Source organism: Solimonas sp. SE-A11 (genome assembly GCF_030345715.1).
Lineage (GTDB): Bacteria > Pseudomonadota > Gammaproteobacteria > Nevskiales > Nevskiaceae > Solimonas_A.
The window spans coordinates 90,561-106,773 of the sequence record NZ_JAUASX010000014.1; the positions used below are offsets into that span (position 1 = coordinate 90,561).

The window sequence follows — 16,213 nt, forward strand, 5'->3', positions numbered from 1 at the left end:
AGGTGCGGAAGCTTGAATGTTGGAAATTAACGAACCACCGGAGACCATGCGGGCTCCTTGATGTCGGCCGCCTGACGCAGGCGCGTACGGACACGTCCGTCGACCGATACGGTCGCAAGTTCCGCGCCGCCGGCGCGTCCCTGCGTAGCGTAGATCACCACCGCACCACCGGGTGCGAACTGCGGGCCCTCGTCCTGGGGGCCGTCGCTGAGAAGCTTTAGGCCGCCGCTGGCCAGGTCCAGCAGGCCGATGCGGAAACGGCCACCGTCGGCGTTCACCAGGGCTAGGGACTTGCCGTCGGGCGAGTAGCTGGCGCGCAGGTTCTGGCCACCCTGGAAGGTGACGCGGCGCGGATCACCGCCCTCGGCACCCATTTCATAGATCTGGGGACGACCGCCGCGGTCGGAGGTGAAGACGATCTTGCTGCCGTCCGGCGACCATGCCGGCTCGGTGTCGATACCATAGTGGTCGGTCAGGCGGCGACGCTTGTTGCTGGCCACGTCGATCACGTAGATGTCCGGGTTGTTCTCGAAGGACAGGCTCACGGCGATCTTGCTGCCGTCCGGCGACCAGGCCGGCGAGCTGTTGAGGCCCGGCTCCGATACCAGGGTGCGCACCTGGCCGGTGGCCAGCGTGTAGACCATCACCGCCGAGCGGCCGCGGTTGTAGCCGACGAAGGCGAGTTGCTTGCGATCCGGCGCCCAGGCAGGCGACAGGATCGGCTCGCGCGAGGTGGCGAGCACACGCGGCGCTTCGCCGTCCGAATCGGACACCACTAGCTGGAAGTTGCGGGCCGGGCCATAGCCGCTCGCAGCCACGTAGGCGATCTTGGTATTGAAGTAGCCGGGGATGCCGAGCAGCTTCTCGTAGATCATGTCCGCGATCATGTGGGCCACGGTGCGCATCTGCGCCGGCGACTTCACCGAAAACTGGTGACTCAGCAGCTGCTGGCCACTGACGGTGTCGATCAGGAAGAAGCGCGCGTAGTAGCCGTCGGCGGACTTGCCGAGCTGGCCGATCACCAGGTTGTCGATGCCGGCGGCCTTCCAGCCGTCGGTCACCACCGCCTGCGGCGCCGTGGGGGTCTGCGGCATGGCGCCGCGCGGCAGTGCCTTGAAGCGCCCGCTGCGCACCAGGTCGTTCTCCACCACCTGGGCCACGTCGAGCGGCACCTCCGGCGTGGGCTGGAACTGCACCAGGGCGATCGGCAACGGCGCCACGTCACCGCCGGTAACGGTGATCTCCAGGGCGGCCTGCGCCGGAACGGCGACCAGGACCAGCAGTACGGCAAGCAGTTTCTTGAACGTCATGGGCAACCTTGAGAAGCGGCGCCGGAGGGGCCGCGGAGCATATTGTGATTCAAAAACCGGCCTTTACGCCAAAGTTCTTCCCCAAGTGACTCTCTTCATGGGGAAAAGTTCTGGCGTTTGGGGCCGGTTTCCTGCAGCGGAGGCGCTAACAACCGTTCGCAGAGGGGCAGAATCGGATCTTGATGGTGCGATCCGGCGGCATGGCACGCGGATCCGGCGGCGGAGGCAACGGGCTGGCCTTGACCACGGCCTGCTCCACCGAACGATCCAATGCAGCGGTACCGCAGCTGCGGATGACCGTCGCGCTCACCACCGAGGCATCCGGGTTCATCTTCACCTCCACCACACAGGTGAAGGTGTCGGCGCTGGCCGGCGGGCGCTGCCAGAACTTGCGCACGCGGGCCGCGATCAGGTCGCCCCACTGCGCCTGGGCGGCACCAATGACGGCAGCGTCACGCGCGGCCTGCTCGGCCGCGGCGGCGGCGGCCAGGGCATCGCGACGCGCCTTGTCCTCGGCTGCGCGCCTGGCGCGGGCATCCTCGATCGCCTTGCGCTCCTCGGCCTCCTGGCGCTTGAGGTCGTCGGCGATCGCCTGCTGCTGGCGCTTCTCCTCGTCCTTCCTGCGCTGTTCCTCTTCCTTGCGCTGACGCTCTTCCTCGGCCTTCTTCTGCGCCTCTTCCTGCTTCTTCTTCAGCTCTTCCTGGCGCTTGCGCTCGGCCTCTTCCTTGATGCGGACCTGTTCGGCCTTGCGCTCGGCTTCCTGGACGCGCTGCTTCTCCTTGCGCTCCTCGGCGACCCTGCGCTTCTCTTCGGCCTCGGCCTGCTTCTTGGCCTCCTGCTCGGCCTTCTTCACCGGGTCTTCCTTGGGAGGCTCCGGCTTGGGCTTCGGGGGTTCAGGCTTGGGCGGTTCCGGCTGCGGCTCGGGCTTGGGCGCGGGCGGCAGCGGCTTGGGCTCCAGCGGCTGCGGGTTGGGCACCTGCTGCCCCCCACCCTGCACCAGTGCGGCCTCGATGACGCGCATCGGCTCCGGCTTGCGGTGGAACAGGGCGCCCAGGATCAGTGCCCCGAACACGAACACGTGCAGGACCAGGGACGCAACCGCATAGCGGGTCTGTGGCTTGTTCATCAACGGCGCGGCTTTTCGTCCGTCGGTTCATCGGTGACGAAGCCGATCTTCTTGGCCCCGGCATCGCTGAGCAGACCCATGGCCTTTGCGACGTTTTCGTACGGGGTCTGCCGATCGCCGTGAACCAGGATCATCTGCTCCGGCTTGGTGGCCAGCAGACCCTGCACCTCGGTCACCACCTCGTCGTCGCCGACGATGGTCTTGCCCTCGCCGATCCAGCTGAGGTGATAGTTGCCCTTCGGGTCGACCGACAGGATGCGGTCCTCGTCTTCCTTGCTCATCGACTGAGCCTTGACGTCGGGCAGGTCCACCTCGATACCCTGCGTCATCATCGGCGCAGTCACCATGAAGATCACCAGCAGCACCAGCATGACGTCAATATACGGCACGACGTTCATGTCGGAGGAAAGCTTGCGGCGCGCCATGGCGGGCTCCTCAGGCCTGGCGGGCGTGACGCAGCCCGCGGTCGATGATGCCCAGCATCTCTTCGGCGAAGGTGTGGTAGCGATTTTCCATGCGTTCCACCGAGCGCGTGAAGAAGTTGTAGGCGATCACGGCCGGGATGGCGGCGAACAGGCCCATGGCGGTGGCGATCAGCGCCTCGGCGATGCCGGGGGCGACCGTGGCCAGCGAAGCCTGCTTCTGGGCGCCGATGCTGACGAAGGCCGCCATGATGCCCCAGACGGTGCCGAAGAGGCCGACATAGGGGCTGGTGGAACCGATGGTAGCCAGCATCGCCAGGCCACCCTCGAGACGCTCCACCTCGCGCACCTGGGCTACGCGCATCTGGCGCGAGACGGCGGCCAGCTGGTCCTCGGGGGCCGAGCGGCCGGCGGTCTGCTGGCGGGTGTATTCCTCGTAGCCGGCGGTGAAGATGGCGGCCAGGCCCTCGGTCTCCTGATTCTTGCGCACCGACTCGTAGAGGTCGGCCAGGTTGCCGCCGCTCCAGAAGCGGTCCTCGAACTTCTCGGCCGAGGACGCCATGCGCGAGAACAGGCCGCGCTTGGAGAAGATCACGTACCAGGACACTCCCGAAGCCGCCACCAGCAGTAGCAGGACGAACTTCGCAAGCAGGCTCGCCTTCAGGATCAGGTCGAGCATCGACAAATCGTTCATGGATTATCCTTGTCCTTGGTCTGGACCGCCCCGAAGCCGATCGGTCGGAGCGTTGTTAGTAAATATCAACAATTATTTTGGTTGATCGCAGAATAATAACAAAGAAATCTGCGATTTGTAGGAAATTCTAGCAGCCGAAGATGCCTTCAGAAGAGCCCGGAAGGTAAAGCTTTCGGACGAAAGGTCGCGGCGTCCACACAGGCGATGCGCACGCGCGCCGTGGTGAGCACCTGGCCGTCGTCGCGCAGCAGGGACTGTTCAAAGATCAGGCTGGCACGCCGAAGTTCCACGACCCGGGTCTGCACCTGCAGTTCATCGTCCAGCCGCGCGGGCTTGAGATAGCCGATTTCAATGGTCGAAATGGTGAAGGCCACCCCGGCTTCCAGCCTCAGCCGCTCCTGCCCGTAGCCCTTCTCGCGCAGCCATTCCGTGCGTGCGCGCTCGAACCAGCGCAGGTAGTTGGCGTGGTAGACCACGCCGCTGGCGTCGGTATCCTCGTAGTAGACCCGGATAGGCCAGCGATACTCGCTCATGGCGCGAACAGGTCCGGCGTGCCCAGGCGGTCCGGCATTTTCAGCCCATAGTGCTGGTAGGCCAGCCTGCAGGCCACGCGGCCGCGTGGGGTACGCATCAGGTAGCCCTGCTGGATCAGGTAGGGCTCGATCACGTCCTCGATGGTGTCGCGCGCCTCGCCGATGGCGGCGGCGAGGTTGTCCAGCCCCGCCGGACCGCCGTCGAAACGTTCGATCAGGGCCAGCAGGAGCTTGCGGTCCATCAGATCGAAGCCGTTGGAATCCACATCCAGCAGTTTCATCGCCGCCGCCGCGGTAGGCTCGGTGATGATGCCGTCACCACGCACTTCGGCGTAGTCGCGCACGCGGCGCAACAGGCGGTTGGCGATACGCGGGGTGCCGCGCGAACGGCGCGCGATCTCCAGCGCCCCGCCCGGCTCGATGCCGGCCTTCAGGATGGCAGCGCTGCGCGTGACGATGCTCGTCAGGTCCTCGATGCCGTAGAACTCCAGGCGCTGCACGATGCCGAAGCGGTCGCGCAGCGGGCTGGTCAGCGCGCCGGCACGGGTGGTGGCGCCCACCAGTGTGAACGGCGGCAGGTCCAGGCGGATGGAACGCGCCGCCGGCCCCTCGCCGATCATGATGTCGAGCTGGTAATCCTCCATCGCCGGGTAGAGCACTTCCTCCACCACGGGCGACAGTCGATGGATCTCGTCGATGAACAGCAGGTCGCGCGGCTCCAGGTTGGTCAGCAGCGCGGCCAGGTCGCCGGCGCGCTCCAGCACCGGGCCAGAGGTCTGGCGCAGGTTCGCGCCCATCTCCTGGGCCAGGATATGCGCCAGCGTGGTCTTGCCCAGGCCTGGCGGGCCGAAGATCAGCACGTGGTCCAGCGCATCGCCGCGGCGGCGCGCCGCCTCGATGGCGATACCCATCTGCTCCTTGACCGCCGGCTGGCCGACATAGTCCTTCAGCCGGTGCGGGCGGATGGCGCGCTCGATGCGCTCCTCCTCCGAGGTGCCTGCAGCGGAGATCAGGCGCGGGCTATCGCTCATCGCACGGCGCGCTTCAGCGCCTCCTGGATGATCTGCTCGGTGGTCATGCCTTCCTTGTGCACGGCCTCGGTGAAACGCTGGATCTCAGCTGGCTTGTAGCCCAGCGCAGCCAGTGCGGCACGGGCCTCCTGTAGGGGCGCGGTGCCCACGGCGGGCGCGGTGCTCAGGCCCACGGCCTCGGCGGCGCCGCCAGCCTTGTCGCGCATCTCCACCACCAGGCGTTCGGCGGTCTTGCGGCCGACACCGGGAATCTTGGTCAGGCGGATGACGTCGCCAGCCCGCACGGTTTCCCAGAAATCCTCGACGCTGACGCCGGACAGGATCGCCAGCGCCAGCTTGGGGCCGACGCCAGAAATCTTGATCAACTCACGGAACAACCCCTTCTCGGTGCTGCTGCCGAAGGCGAACAGCAGGTGCGCGTCCTCGCGCACCGTCAGGTGCGTGTGCAGGCTGACGCCCTCGCCCACCGACGGCAGCTTATAGAAGGTCGACATCGGCGCTTCCAGCTCGTAGCCGACGCCGCCCACGTCCACCAGCAGCAGCGGCGGCTGCTTCAGCACGAGTTTTCCGGTGATGCGGCCGATCATGTCGCGCGATCCATGTCCTGTTATCCCCAGGCTTTGTTCAGGGTGAGTCCACTGCGCATCTTAGTGGAACGCACGTGCGCATGGGTCAGCGCCACGGCCAGCGCGTCGGAGGCATCGGCCGCCATGGTCTCGCGCAGGTTCAGCAGCACCTTGACCATGTGCTGCACCTGCAGCTTCTCCGCCCGGCCGTTGCCGACCAGGGCCAGCTTGACCTGGGTAGCGGCATATTCGGCCAGCGGCAGCCCGGCCTGGGCGGCAGCGACGATAGCAACGCCGCGGGCCTGGCCCAGCACCAGCGCGCTGGACACGTTCTTGTTGACGAAGACTTCTTCCAGCGCCACTTCCTGCGGCTGGTACTCGGCGATGATCTCGCCCAAGCCCTGCATGATCTTCAGCAGCCGCTCCGGCATCTCGCCGACCGTGGCATTGATGCGCCCGCAGACCAGATGGCGGCTCTTGCCACCCGCAACCTCGATCACGCCGTAGCCGGTGTAGCGCGAGCCGGGATCGATGCCGAGGATGCGGGTGACGGTCACGCGAACTCGGCGTTCGAGTAGACCTTCTGCACGTCGTCCAGATCTTCCAGCATGTCGATCAGCTTCTGCAGCGTGACCGCCTGCTCGCCCGACACCGCGCTGGTGTTACCCGGGCGCATGGTGATGTCGGCCTGCACCGGCTTCAGGCCCTTGGCGGCCAAGGCCGTCTTGACCGACTCGAAGGCGTCCGCTGCCACCAGCACCTCGGTGACCTCGTCGTGGTTGACCACGTCGTCCGCGCCGGCCTCCAGGGCCTGCTCAAGGATCTTCTCCTCCAGCGCCGCATCGCCGCCGGTCTCGAACAGGATCTGGCCGGTGCGGCTGAACTGGAAGGCCACCGAACCGCTGGTGCCCATGCTGCCGCCGCACTTGCTGAAGGCATGGCGCACTTCGGCAACCGTGCGCGTCGGGTTGTCGGTCATGCAGTCCACCATGATCGCAACGCCGCCGGGGCCGTAGCCCTCGTAGCGGATTTCCTCGAACGCGTCGGCATTGCCCTCACCCGAGCCGCGCTTGATGGCGCGCTCGATCGTGTCCTTGGTCATGTTCGCGGTCAGCGCCTTGTCCATGGCGATGCGCAGCCGAGAATTGGCCTTGGGATCGCTGCCGCCCGTACGGGCGGCAACGGTGATCTCCCGAATGAACTTGGTGAACAGCTTGCCGCGCGCCGCGTCAGTGGCGTTCTTGCGCGCTTCGATACTCGGGCCACGCCCCATACGAACCCCGGTCCCTGGTCAGGTGATGTTAGAAATTGAGCCGCAGGCCGATGTTGAAGCCGTCATCGGCCTCGATCTCGCCGCCGCCGTCCAGCTTGGCCACGACCTTGCGCCAGCCGACGTAGACCGAAGCGTCCTTGATCACCTCGTAACCCAGGCTCAGGCCGACGTCGTAGTACTTGTCGGTATCACCGAAGGTGGTCACGTCCGGCGCGAAGTAGCCATAGGCGCCGAGCGCGACGCGCTCGAAGCCCGGCATGCGCACGTCCACCTGGCCGCCGAGCGCGATGGCCGAGCCGTCGGCGTTCTCGCCGTCGATGTAGGCGGCACGGATGCCCAGGCCCGCCGTGACCTTGGCGTCACGCGCACCGGTGTCGCCGGTCAGCAGCACGCCGATGTGCGGCACGAAGGCGTCGGCATTGTTCTCGGAGCGCCACAGGGCGCCGAGGTCGTACTGGCCCTTGGCGCCGGAGAACACCGACGACAGGTCGCCTTCCAGGCCCACGCGCACGGCTTCCTCGCCAATGCTGGCATCGAAGGTCGCCGCGGCGGCCGGCAGGGCCGCCAGGGCCAGGGTCGCACCGATGATTGCCTTTGCTTTCATTTTCAGGCTCCTAAATGTTTATTCTGGTTATTTATACCGCGCGCTCCGAACTCGTGAAGCCATCGTCGCGAGCAGGGCCGAGGTCGCATCGAGACGCACAGCCGTACTGAAATACGGCGAGCATCACAGATGCGAGATCGGCCCGCACAGCAGATGGATTCATGAGTTCAGCGCTTGGGCTTGTTGATCGCATGCACCGCACGGCCATCCACCAGCAGGATCGCGTCGTGGAAAGTTTCCGCCAGCGAGGGATGCGCATGCATGATCAGCGCGATGTCCTCGGTGGTGGCGGCGAACTCCAGTGCGACCACAGCTTCGGCGATGAGTTCGGACACGAACGGGCCCACGGCATGCACGCCGAGGATCCGGTCGGTCTTGGCGTCGGAGATCACCTTGATGGTGCCGCCCGCCTGCTCCATGGCCTTGGCACGGCCGCTGGCCATGAACGAACCGCTGCCGGTCTTGACCTCGTGGCCGGCCGCCTTGGCCTGCTCTTCGGACAGGCCGACCCAGGCGATCTCCGGCGCGGTGTAGACCACGCTCGGCACCGCGTTGTAGTTGACCTGGGTGTGGTGGCCGGCGAGCTGCTCGGCCAGCGCCACGCCTTCCTCGATACCCTTGTGCGCCAGCATGGCGCCGCCGATCACGTCACCCACGGCGTAGATGCCGGGGACGCTGGTCTTGTAGTGCGGGTCCACCTGCACGAAGCCACGGTCGGTCAGCTTGACGCCCACCGCCTCGGCGTTGAGGCCGGTGGTGTTGGGGCGGCGGCCGACGGCGACGATCAGCTTGTCGAATTCCTCGCTCTGGGTCTTGCCGTCCTGCTCGAACTCGACGGTCACGCCCTTCTTGCCGGCCTTGGCGCCGGACACCTTGGCTCCGAAGCGGATGTCCAGTCCCTGCTTGGTCAGGTGACGCAACGCTTCCTTGGAGATGGCGGCATCCACCATCGGCAGGAAGCCTGGCAGGGCCTCCAGGATCGTGACCTTGGCACCCAGGCGCGACCAGACGCTGCCCAGTTCCACGCCGATCACGCCGGCGCCGATCACGCCGAGGCGCTTGGGCACCTCGGTGAAGTCCAGCGCGCCCCAGGAGTCGACGATGCGCTCGCCGTCGAAGGCGGCGATCTTGGTCAGGTTCACCGGCTCGGAGCCGGTGGCGATGACGATGTGCTTGGCGCTGAGGACCTGGGTCTGGCCATCATGCGACTTGTACTCGACCTGGCCGTTGCCCAGCAGCTTGCCGGTGCCGAACAGGCCAGTGACCTTGCTGGCGGTGAACAGCTGCTTGATGCCGCCGGTGAGGGACTTGGACACCTCGGTCTTGCGGGCCTGCATCCTGGCCAGGTCGACGCTGACCTCGCCCACGCCGATGCCGTGCTTGGCGAACTCGTGCTGGGCTCGGTGCACCAGTTCGGAGGACTCCAGCAGTGCCTTGGAGGGGATGCAGCCGGCGTTCAGGCAGGTGCCGCCGAAAGCCGGCGTGCTGTCCTTGTTGACCCAGGCATCGATACAGGCCGTCTTGAAGCCGAGCTGGGAAGCACGGATCGCGCAGGGGTAGCCGGCGGGACCGCCGCCAATGACAACGACGTCGTATTGTTCGCTCATGTTCTTTTCCTTGAGGGCACCGCTATTTTAGCGCGCTGTGGCCGCAAAGCGGCCACCCCGCTACACAGGAAGACAGGATTTCAGTTGCCCGGACAAGCCGGCGCGGCGGCTTGAGCCATCGCTGCCGCAATCTGCCCGGCCAGCCGGCTCAGCAGGCGCTGGTGGCCGGCGACCATTTCCGCGGTCTGCGTACCCACCGGCTCCTGGGCCGAAAAGGCGCAGGTCAGGCTGGCCTTGGCGCCGCCGGTACCTCGCAGGCTCCAGACTCCCTCCCAGCGCACCGCCCGGCCCGGCATGGTCTCGAAGGCCTGCAGTTCCAGCTTGAGGCGGTGCAGGGGCGTATCGGCCGGCGGCGGCAGGGCGTGGATGTCGCGGACGCCCTGGGCGCCTAGGGCCGTCACCAGGGCGCCGCGGATCTCCGCATCCAGCGGCGAGGCCCACTGCTGGCGCTCCAGCAGCGCCAGGCTGGCATCGCCCTGCCGCACGACCAGTTGTGGCGTATCCAGCTGCAGGGGCACGGTGACGGCCTGCACGTCGATCCAGCGCGTAGGGGCGACCGGCGCAGCGGCCGACGGCGCCGACAGGGTGTAGTAGCTGGGCGCCGAGACCGAGGCGCAGGCGGACAGCAGCAGGGCCAGCAGGGCTGACGGGAGGGCGTGCTTCACGGCGGGGTCTGCTCCAGTCCTTGGGGCGGCAGGGGTGACAGGCGCAGCAGCACGGGATCGTCCGGCTTGCCGCGCAGCAGCGATTGCGGGTTTCGCTGCAGCCCCTCGGTCAGCGAGCGCAGCGAGCGCGCCGCGCGGTCCACCGATTCCAGGGTGCCGCGCAGGTCCTGTTGCATCGGCCCGTCGCTGCCCAGGGCTTCCTCGGCGCTGCGCAGCGTCAGCCGCGCCTGCTCCAGGGTCTGCTGCATCTCCGGCGCCACCTTGCCGTCCAGCGTCTTCAGCAGTTGGTTGGCATCGCGCAGGCTGTCGCGCAACTGCAGGCCGATCTCGTCGAAGGGGATCTTCTCGATCTTGTCGACAATGTTGGTGATCTGCGTCTGGATCTGGTCGAAGCTGCCCGGCACGGTGGGCATCGTCAGGGCGCCTGCCTGCGGCGGCGCCAGGGTCGGCTCGCCCTTGGACAGGAAGTCCAGCGCCACGTACTGCTGGCCGGTGAGCAGGTTGCCGCTGCGCAGCTGCGCACGCAGGCTCTGTGAGATCAGACGCTCGAACACCCGACGGGGCGCCTCGTCGTCGGCCTGCTTGAGCTGGCCACGCAGGGACAGGTAGGCATTGCCGAGGCGCTCCGGGTAGATGACGGCGCTGACGTCCGCGGCGAAGCGCTGGCGCTGCGCGTCGTACTCGAAGTCGATCTTCGTGATCTCGCCCAGCTGCAGGCCGTGGAAGTCCACCGGCGCACCCACCGCCAGCCCGCGCACGGACTGGTAGAAGCGCAGGCGCAGGGCGAGCTGGACTTTGTCCTGCGGTGCCATTGCGGAGGCCATGTCGTCGTACAGGCGGAAACGACCACCCTCGGCGGCGGGCGGCTCGTTGCGCTCCGGCGGCTGGAAGGCGACACCGCCGGCAATGACGCTGACCAGCGACTGGGTATTGAGCTTGAAGCCCTGCGGCCCGGCACTGACGTCTACACCGCTGGCATTCCAGAAGGTGGTCGAGGGCGTCACGAAGCGGTCGTAGGGCGCATCGACGAAGATCTGCAGGCTGACCGCGCGGCCATCCGGATCCATTTCATAGCCCACCACCCGCCCGACCGGAACCCGGCGGTAGTACACCGGGGAGCCCAGGTTCAGCGAGCCGAGGTCCTTGGCCACCAGCCTGAAGCCGCGGCCCTGGCTGTCGTTGGTCACCGCCGGCGGCACTTCGAGGCCCTTGAAAGCGCGCTGGCTCTCCTCGGACTTGCCGATGTCCACGCCGATGTAGGCACCCGACAGCAGCGTGCCAAGGCCCGAAACGCCGCCCAGGTCGGCGCGCGGGCGCACCACCCAGAAGCGCGAGTCGGCCACCGCGGCCCGCGAGGCATGCTTGTTGAGGTCCACCGTCACCTTCACCTGCGTGAAATCGTCGGTCAGCTCGATGCTGCGCACCTTGCCGATGACCACTTCCTTGAAGCGCAGCTGGGTCTTGCCCTCTTCGATGCCCTCGGCGGTCTTGAACTGGATGGTGATCGTGGGTCCGGCCATCATCCAGGTGCGGATCAGCAGCCCCAGCCCGACCACGGCAGCCACCAGCGGCACCAGCCACACCAGCGAGAACTGCCAGCGCGACGGCCGGCGTACCACCGGTTCGGGAACTCCACTGTCGTTGTCGGTCATGTCTTCTCGGGAGTATCCCAGATCAGGCGGGGGTCGAAGCTCAGCGAGGCCATCATCGTCAGCACCACCACCCCGCCGAAGCAGATGGCGCCGCCGCCGGCCTCGACGCGGCCAAACAGGTCAAAGCGCACCAGGGCCACCAGCAGCGCCACTACGAACACGTCGAGCATCGACCAGTGGCCGATCTTCTCGATGATGCGGTACATGCGGGTGCGCCCCACTCGGTCATGCGGGCTGCCGCGCTGCACGCTGATCAGCAGGATCAGCAGCGCGATGAACTTGCCGATCGGCACCATCACGCTGGCCACGAACACGATCGCCGCCAGCTCCGGCGTGCCGGCCACCCAGAGGTAGATCACCCCGCTCATGATGGTGTCATCCGTCGCGTTGAACGGATTGATGGTCCTCATCATGGTCAGGGTGTTGGCCGGGATGTACAGGATCATCGCGGCGATCAGGAAAGCCCAGCAGCGTTCCAGGCTCTGCGGCTTGCGCCAGCGCAACGGGGCGCCGCAGCGGGCGCAGGAACTGCCCTCCACCGTCTCGGGCCGCTGCATCACGTGGCCGCAGCGGCGGCAGCCGATCAGGCCCATCTCGGTGGCGGTGCGGATAGCCGTGCTCATACCGACTCTCCCTGGTCGACACGCTCGGCGATGTCCCACAGGTCCTGCAGGTCGTAGGAGGTCAGCGCGGCCAGCAGCAGCGTCAACACCGCGAAGCTCCACAGGCCGATGCCCGGGATCACGGTCATGACCCCGTGCAGCTTCACGATAGCCACCAGGATGCCCAGCATGAACACCTCGGCCATGCTCCAGGGCTGCATCAGCGACAGCGCCTGCATGGCCTGGGAGAACTCGGCCGGCCGCTTGCCGCGGCGCAGCCCCAGCAGCACGTAGGCGAACAGGCAAATCTGCGACAGCGGGAAGAAGAAGACCAGCAGGGCCGAGAGGAAGGCCACCGGCGCCACGCCGGATTCCCAAGTGGCCACCACCGCCCCCCAGATGGTGGCGGCGTTGTAGGCCCCCTGGGCATTGAGGGCCACCACCGGATAGATGTTGGCCAGCACGAAGACGATGGCCGTGGCCAGGGTCAGCGCCAGCAGGATCTCGAGGTCGAAGCGGTGACGGCGGTACAGGTGATGGCCGCAACGCGCGCAGTCGGCGACCTCACCCGGCTGCAGCGCGCGCCGGGCGTAGACCGCATCGCATTGCTCGCATACCACCCACCGGTCGAGGGCCATCTATGGGGCTGAGTTCCTTGGGCTTTTCCTATGCCGCAAGTCTAGCCGACATTCAACTCCCTTTAGGAGTTCCGCGGCCCTCCGCCGGAAGAACCCCGGCGGAGGGCTGGCAGCCCGGCTTATGCGGCGCCGACCGAAATGGCGTCACCCGCCTTGATGGCGTCTCCGCTCTGCCCGTAGGACTCGGTCCAGCGCCGGTAGATCTCCATGTCGCCATGCTTCCAGGGGTGGAAGCCCGGCAGGAAGTACAGGGCGAAATGCGGCAGCAGGCGCGGGTAGATGCCGCGGGGTCCGTACAGCCACCACAGGCCGCGCAGCCAGACCCGTCCGCGGTTCTGCACGCCGTCGACCTTGAACATGTGGTTCATGATCATGAAGACGTGCAGCGGGAAGGTCAGGGCCACCTGCAGCATCGACAGCACGCGCACCAGCCAGCTGCCCTTGGCCACCTTCTTGAAGACGTCGTAGGCCACCGCCTTGTGCTCGATCTCCTCCACCGCGTGCCAGGCGTACATCGCGCGGATGCGCGGGTCGGCCTCGTTCATCAGGCCGGCGGAGAAGAAGCCGTGGGCCATCAGAGCGGTCATGTGTTCGGCGGCGGCGGTCTGCCCCAGCGTGTAGATCTTCGGCAGGCGCTTGCGGAACACGCCGAACATGATGCGCTTCTGTTCGTCCAGAATCTTGTCGACCTCGATGCCCTGGGCCTTCAGGCGGTTGTTGAACTGGGTGTGGACGATGCCGTGCTGGCCTTCCTGGTACATGAAGTCCTTGACCTGGGCCTTGAGCTCCGAATCCGTCACCTGGTCGCGGTAGTCGCGCACGCAGGCGATGAAGAACTTCTCGCCCTCGGGGAACAGCAGCGACATGGCGTCAAAGAAGCGTGACTTGAAGGCGTCGCCGCCGAACCAGTACTTGGGAATGTCACCGTCCAGCCCGAAATCCGGGCCCTTGCGTGGGACGATGCCTTGGGTCGATCCGTCCATCTTGCTCTCCTCAGAGTCGTTGGACCGACTTTAGGAGTGCGGGCAAGGGCTGACTATGACCTTGAACGACCGGAAGGGAACATTTTGCGACAACGCAAGCCGGGGTCCCTGGCGCCCACGACTACCCCAGCGACGGTTTGCCGCCCCCACGTCGCCTGAATTCGCTGGGTGAGGCCCCGGCCCAGCGCGTGAAAGCCCGGGTGAAGCTACGCCGATCCGAGAACCCCAGCCGCTCGCTGATCGTCTCCAGATCCAGCTTCGGATCCTCCAGGTCCTGCAGCGCCCGTCGATACCGCACCCGCCCCTGCAGCTCGGCAAAGGCCTCGCCCTCTTCATGCAGGCGCCGCTGCAGGGTGCGCGCGTGCAGGTCCAGCTTCTGCGCGACACGGTCGATGCCCTGCCCCAGCAGCCGCGGCTCCTGGTCGAAGACCGCTTCCACGGCGGCGATCAGACCGCTGCGGCGCGGCATCTTGGCCAGGCGCTGGCTGACGCGCTGCTCGGCCTGGCCGTGCAGCGAGGGAAAGCCTCCCGCCAGTGGCTGGTCCAGGCGGTTGCGCGGAAACTCCAGCGAGTTGAGCGATTGCGAGAAGCGCACCGGCAGCCGGAAGGAGCGCGCGTAAACCGCAGCGTACCGCGGTTCCGGAAAGCGCAGCCGCAACACGGCGTCGGCTTCCAGGTCGGCGGCGATGCTGCGGCCGAACTTGATGATCGCCGCGAACAGCGACTCGACGAAGTAGGCGCCGACACGCCCCTCCGGTTCCGTCGGGTCCTGCTCCCTTACCAGTACCAGGCGCGCGAGCTCGCCCTCTTCCTCCAGGCGCACGTCGATCATAGGATTGATCAGCGTGCGCACCCAGTCGAACACGCGCACGGCCTGTCGCAGCGTCGGACTGGTCGCCACGAAGGTGGCGAGGTCCGGCAGGTAGTCGAAGGCAAAGGTCTCGCCCAGCACGAAGGGAAAATGCTGCTCGCGCGAGCGCTCCACGCAGGCCTCCATCACCTGACCCATCAGCGGCAGGCTGATGGTGGCCTCTTCCAGGTTCACCAGATTGGTCTGGATGCCCAGCTCGTCGAAGATCGGCCGGATGTTGAAGCCACAGTGCGCCGCCGCATTGACCCAATTGGGCAGCGTGATGAAGGGCAGCGGGTCATTGTGCAGCGGGGCGCTCATGCACGCCGAGTATGCCGCAGCGGCGCCCAAAACAAACCGGGCCCCTTGAAGGGGCCCGGTGTCTGTGCAGCCAATCGCCGCTTACAGCGAGAGCAGGATCTTGGCCGGGTCTTCCAGGCATTCCTTGATCGTACGCAGGCCCAGCACGGCTTCCTTGCCGTCGATGATGCGGTGATCGTAGGACAGCGCCAGGTACATCATCGGGCGGATCACGATCTCGCCGTTGACCACCATCGGACGCTCGGTGATGCCGTGCATGCCGAGGATCGCCGACTGCGGAGGATTCAGGATCGGCGTGGACATCATCGAGCCGAAAACGCCGCCGTTGGTAACGGAGAACGTGCCGCCGGTGAGGTCTTCCATGGTCAGCTTGTTGGCCTTGGCGCGGGCGCCGAAATCACCGATGGCCTTCTCGATCTCGGCCATGGAGTGCTGGTCGGCATCGCGTAGGATCGGCACCACCAGGCCACGCTCGGAGGACACGGCCACGCCGATGTCGTAGTAGCCGTGATAGATGATGTCCTGTCCGTCCACCGAAGCATTCAGCACCGGGTACTTCTTCAGCGCCTCGATCACGGCCTTGACGAAGAAACTCATGAAGCCGAGCTTCACGCCGTGGGATTTCTCGAACTGGTCCTTGTAGCGGGCGCGCAGCTCGGACACGGCCTTCAGGTCCACCTCGTTGAAGGTGGTCAGCATGGCGGTGTTGTTCTTGGCTTCCAGCAGGCGCTCGGCGATGCGCTGGCGGATGCGCGTCATCGGCACGCGCTGTTCCTCGCGGGCACCGGCGACACGCGGAGCCGGCGCGGCGGCAGGCGCAGCGGCCTTGGACGCCGGAGCCTGGGGCTTGGCGGCATGGGCCTTCACGTCTTCCACGGTCAGGCGGCCACCCTTGCCGGTGCCGCTGATCTGCGAGGCCGACAGGCCCAGCTCGGACAGCAGCTTGCGCACGGCGGGCGACTGGTCCTCGTTGCCGCCGGCCGGCGTGGCCGGAGCGGTGGCGGCGGCCGGCTTGGCGCCCTCGACCTTGGCAGCGGCCGGAGCGGCGGCCGCGCCGGCGCCCTCTTCCATCACGGCGAGCACATCACCGGCCACCACCGTGGCGCCCGGCTGCACGCGGATTTCGGTGAGCACGCCGTCGGCGGTGGACGGGACCTCCAGCACCACCTTGTCCGTTTCCAGGTCGACGAGGTTCTGCTCACGCTTGACCGCGTCGCCGGCCTTCAGGTGCCAGGTGGCCACGGTGGCGGAGGAGACCGATTCGGGCAGGTTGGGGACTTTGATTTCGATAGCCATTGTTCTTTTTCCTGGAGCGATGTCTGTTTCGTTCTGTTCT

Annotated in this window: 18 protein-coding genes; all 18 read right to left on the reverse strand. The window is 66.7% G+C overall.

What is annotated here, in order from left to right; translation table 11 throughout:
* Window positions 1–26: 26 nt before the first annotated feature.
* Complete coding sequence (tolB, locus tag QT386_RS16085) at window positions 27–1,310, reverse strand: Tol-Pal system beta propeller repeat protein TolB (RefSeq protein ID WP_289274755.1); 1,284 nt, start codon at window positions 1,308–1,310, stop codon at window positions 27–29.
* Window positions 1,311–1,455: 145 nt separating this feature from the next.
* Window positions 1,456–2,436, reverse strand: coding sequence for a cell envelope integrity protein TolA (tolA, locus tag QT386_RS16090; RefSeq protein WP_289274756.1), 981 nt, complete (start codon window positions 2,434–2,436; stop codon window positions 1,456–1,458).
* Entirely contained in the window at window positions 2,436–2,861 is a 426-nt protein-coding gene (tolR, locus tag QT386_RS16095; RefSeq protein WP_289274757.1) for a protein TolR, read from the reverse strand. Before tolR ends, tolA begins: the two co-directional genes overlap by 1 nt.
* A gap of 10 nt (window positions 2,862–2,871) precedes the next feature.
* Window positions 2,872–3,552, reverse strand: coding sequence for a protein TolQ (gene tolQ, locus QT386_RS16100; protein ID WP_289274758.1), 681 nt, complete (start codon window positions 3,550–3,552; stop codon window positions 2,872–2,874).
* 146 nt (window positions 3,553–3,698) lie between these two features.
* Window positions 3,699–4,085, reverse strand: a complete 387-nt coding sequence (ybgC, locus tag QT386_RS16105) for a tol-pal system-associated acyl-CoA thioesterase (protein WP_289274759.1) — start codon at window positions 4,083–4,085, stop codon at window positions 3,699–3,701.
* Window positions 4,082–5,116 (reverse strand): Holliday junction branch migration DNA helicase RuvB, encoded by a 1,035-nt coding sequence (gene ruvB, locus QT386_RS16110; protein ID WP_289274760.1) that lies wholly within the window; start codon window positions 5,114–5,116, stop codon window positions 4,082–4,084. Before ruvB ends, ybgC begins: the two co-directional genes overlap by 4 nt.
* Complete coding sequence (gene ruvA, locus QT386_RS16115) at window positions 5,113–5,703, reverse strand: Holliday junction branch migration protein RuvA (RefSeq protein ID WP_289274761.1); 591 nt, start codon at window positions 5,701–5,703, stop codon at window positions 5,113–5,115. The genes ruvB and ruvA overlap by 4 nt, the downstream gene beginning before the upstream one ends.
* A 20-nt stretch (window positions 5,704–5,723) precedes the next feature.
* Window positions 5,724–6,239: a crossover junction endodeoxyribonuclease RuvC gene (ruvC, locus tag QT386_RS16120; RefSeq protein WP_289274762.1), complete on the reverse strand. Its 516-nt coding sequence runs from the start codon at window positions 6,237–6,239 to the stop codon at window positions 5,724–5,726.
* Window positions 6,236–6,955 carry a YebC/PmpR family DNA-binding transcriptional regulator gene (locus QT386_RS16125; protein ID WP_289274763.1) on the reverse strand — a complete coding sequence of 240 codons (720 nt, stop codon included), beginning with the start codon at window positions 6,953–6,955 and terminating at the stop codon, window positions 6,236–6,238. The genes ruvC and QT386_RS16125 overlap by 4 nt, the downstream gene beginning before the upstream one ends.
* A 28-nt stretch (window positions 6,956–6,983) precedes the next feature.
* Complete coding sequence (locus QT386_RS16130; protein ID WP_289274764.1) at window positions 6,984–7,559, reverse strand: YfaZ family outer membrane protein; 576 nt, start codon at window positions 7,557–7,559, stop codon at window positions 6,984–6,986.
* 167 nt (window positions 7,560–7,726) lie between these two features.
* Complete coding sequence (lpdA, locus tag QT386_RS16135) at window positions 7,727–9,166, reverse strand: dihydrolipoyl dehydrogenase (RefSeq protein ID WP_289274765.1); 1,440 nt, start codon at window positions 9,164–9,166, stop codon at window positions 7,727–7,729.
* Between the two features lie 80 nt (window positions 9,167–9,246).
* Window positions 9,247–9,831, reverse strand: coding sequence for a PqiC family protein (locus QT386_RS16140; protein WP_289274766.1), 585 nt, complete (start codon window positions 9,829–9,831; stop codon window positions 9,247–9,249).
* Window positions 9,828–11,483 carry an intermembrane transport protein PqiB gene (locus tag QT386_RS16145; protein WP_289274767.1) on the reverse strand — a complete coding sequence of 552 codons (1,656 nt, stop codon included), beginning with the start codon at window positions 11,481–11,483 and terminating at the stop codon, window positions 9,828–9,830. The genes QT386_RS16140 and QT386_RS16145 overlap by 4 nt, the downstream gene beginning before the upstream one ends.
* A complete protein-coding gene (locus tag QT386_RS16150; RefSeq protein ID WP_289274768.1) occupies window positions 11,480–12,106 on the reverse strand; it encodes a paraquat-inducible protein A in 627 nt (208 codons plus the stop codon). Before QT386_RS16150 ends, QT386_RS16145 begins: the two co-directional genes overlap by 4 nt.
* Window positions 12,103–12,723 (reverse strand): paraquat-inducible protein A, encoded by a 621-nt coding sequence (locus tag QT386_RS16155; protein WP_289274769.1) that lies wholly within the window; start codon window positions 12,721–12,723, stop codon window positions 12,103–12,105. The genes QT386_RS16150 and QT386_RS16155 overlap by 4 nt, the downstream gene beginning before the upstream one ends.
* A gap of 119 nt (window positions 12,724–12,842) precedes the next feature.
* The gene (locus QT386_RS16160; RefSeq protein WP_289274770.1) at window positions 12,843–13,706 is read right to left on the reverse strand and encodes a metal-dependent hydrolase; all 864 of its coding nucleotides are present in this window, start codon (window positions 13,704–13,706) and stop codon (window positions 12,843–12,845) included.
* Window positions 13,707–13,827: 121 nt separating this feature from the next.
* The gene (locus tag QT386_RS16165) at window positions 13,828–14,877 is read right to left on the reverse strand and encodes an AraC family transcriptional regulator (RefSeq protein ID WP_289274771.1); all 1,050 of its coding nucleotides are present in this window, start codon (window positions 14,875–14,877) and stop codon (window positions 13,828–13,830) included.
* A gap of 81 nt (window positions 14,878–14,958) precedes the next feature.
* Complete coding sequence (odhB, locus tag QT386_RS16170; RefSeq protein ID WP_289274772.1) at window positions 14,959–16,173, reverse strand: 2-oxoglutarate dehydrogenase complex dihydrolipoyllysine-residue succinyltransferase; 1,215 nt, start codon at window positions 16,171–16,173, stop codon at window positions 14,959–14,961.
* Window positions 16,174–16,213: the final 40 nt, after the last annotated feature.

Coding starts and splice junctions, on each gene's coding strand:
- QT386_RS16160 (WP_289274770.1), bottom strand. CDS start 13,706: ATGGACGGATCGACCCAAGGCATCGTCCCACGCAAGGGCCCGGATTTC.
- odhB (WP_289274772.1), bottom strand. CDS start 16,173: ATGGCTATCGAAATCAAAGTCCCCAACCTGCCCGAATCGGTCTCCTCC.
- QT386_RS16145 (WP_289274767.1), bottom strand. CDS start 11,483: ATGACCGACAACGACAGTGGAGTTCCCGAACCGGTGGTACGCCGGCCG.
- tolQ (WP_289274758.1), bottom strand. CDS start 3,552: ATGAACGATTTGTCGATGCTCGACCTGATCCTGAAGGCGAGCCTGCTT.
- QT386_RS16155 (WP_289274769.1), bottom strand. CDS start 12,723: ATGGCCCTCGACCGGTGGGTGGTATGCGAGCAATGCGATGCGGTCTAC.
- tolB (WP_289274755.1), bottom strand. CDS start 1,310: ATGACGTTCAAGAAACTGCTTGCCGTACTGCTGGTCCTGGTCGCCGTT.
- lpdA (WP_289274765.1), bottom strand. CDS start 9,166: ATGAGCGAACAATACGACGTCGTTGTCATTGGCGGCGGTCCCGCCGGC.
- QT386_RS16130 (WP_289274764.1), bottom strand. CDS start 7,559: ATGAAAGCAAAGGCAATCATCGGTGCGACCCTGGCCCTGGCGGCCCTG.
- ybgC (WP_289274759.1), bottom strand. CDS start 4,085: ATGAGCGAGTATCGCTGGCCTATCCGGGTCTACTACGAGGATACCGAC.
- tolR (WP_289274757.1), bottom strand. CDS start 2,861: ATGGCGCGCCGCAAGCTTTCCTCCGACATGAACGTCGTGCCGTATATT.
- QT386_RS16150 (WP_289274768.1), bottom strand. CDS start 12,106: ATGAGCACGGCTATCCGCACCGCCACCGAGATGGGCCTGATCGGCTGC.
- tolA (WP_289274756.1), bottom strand. CDS start 2,436: ATGAACAAGCCACAGACCCGCTATGCGGTTGCGTCCCTGGTCCTGCAC.
- QT386_RS16125 (WP_289274763.1), bottom strand. CDS start 6,955: ATGGGGCGTGGCCCGAGTATCGAAGCGCGCAAGAACGCCACTGACGCG.
- QT386_RS16165 (WP_289274771.1), bottom strand. CDS start 14,877: ATGAGCGCCCCGCTGCACAATGACCCGCTGCCCTTCATCACGCTGCCC.
- ruvB (WP_289274760.1), bottom strand. CDS start 5,116: ATGAGCGATAGCCCGCGCCTGATCTCCGCTGCAGGCACCTCGGAGGAG.
- ruvA (WP_289274761.1), bottom strand. CDS start 5,703: ATGATCGGCCGCATCACCGGAAAACTCGTGCTGAAGCAGCCGCCGCTG.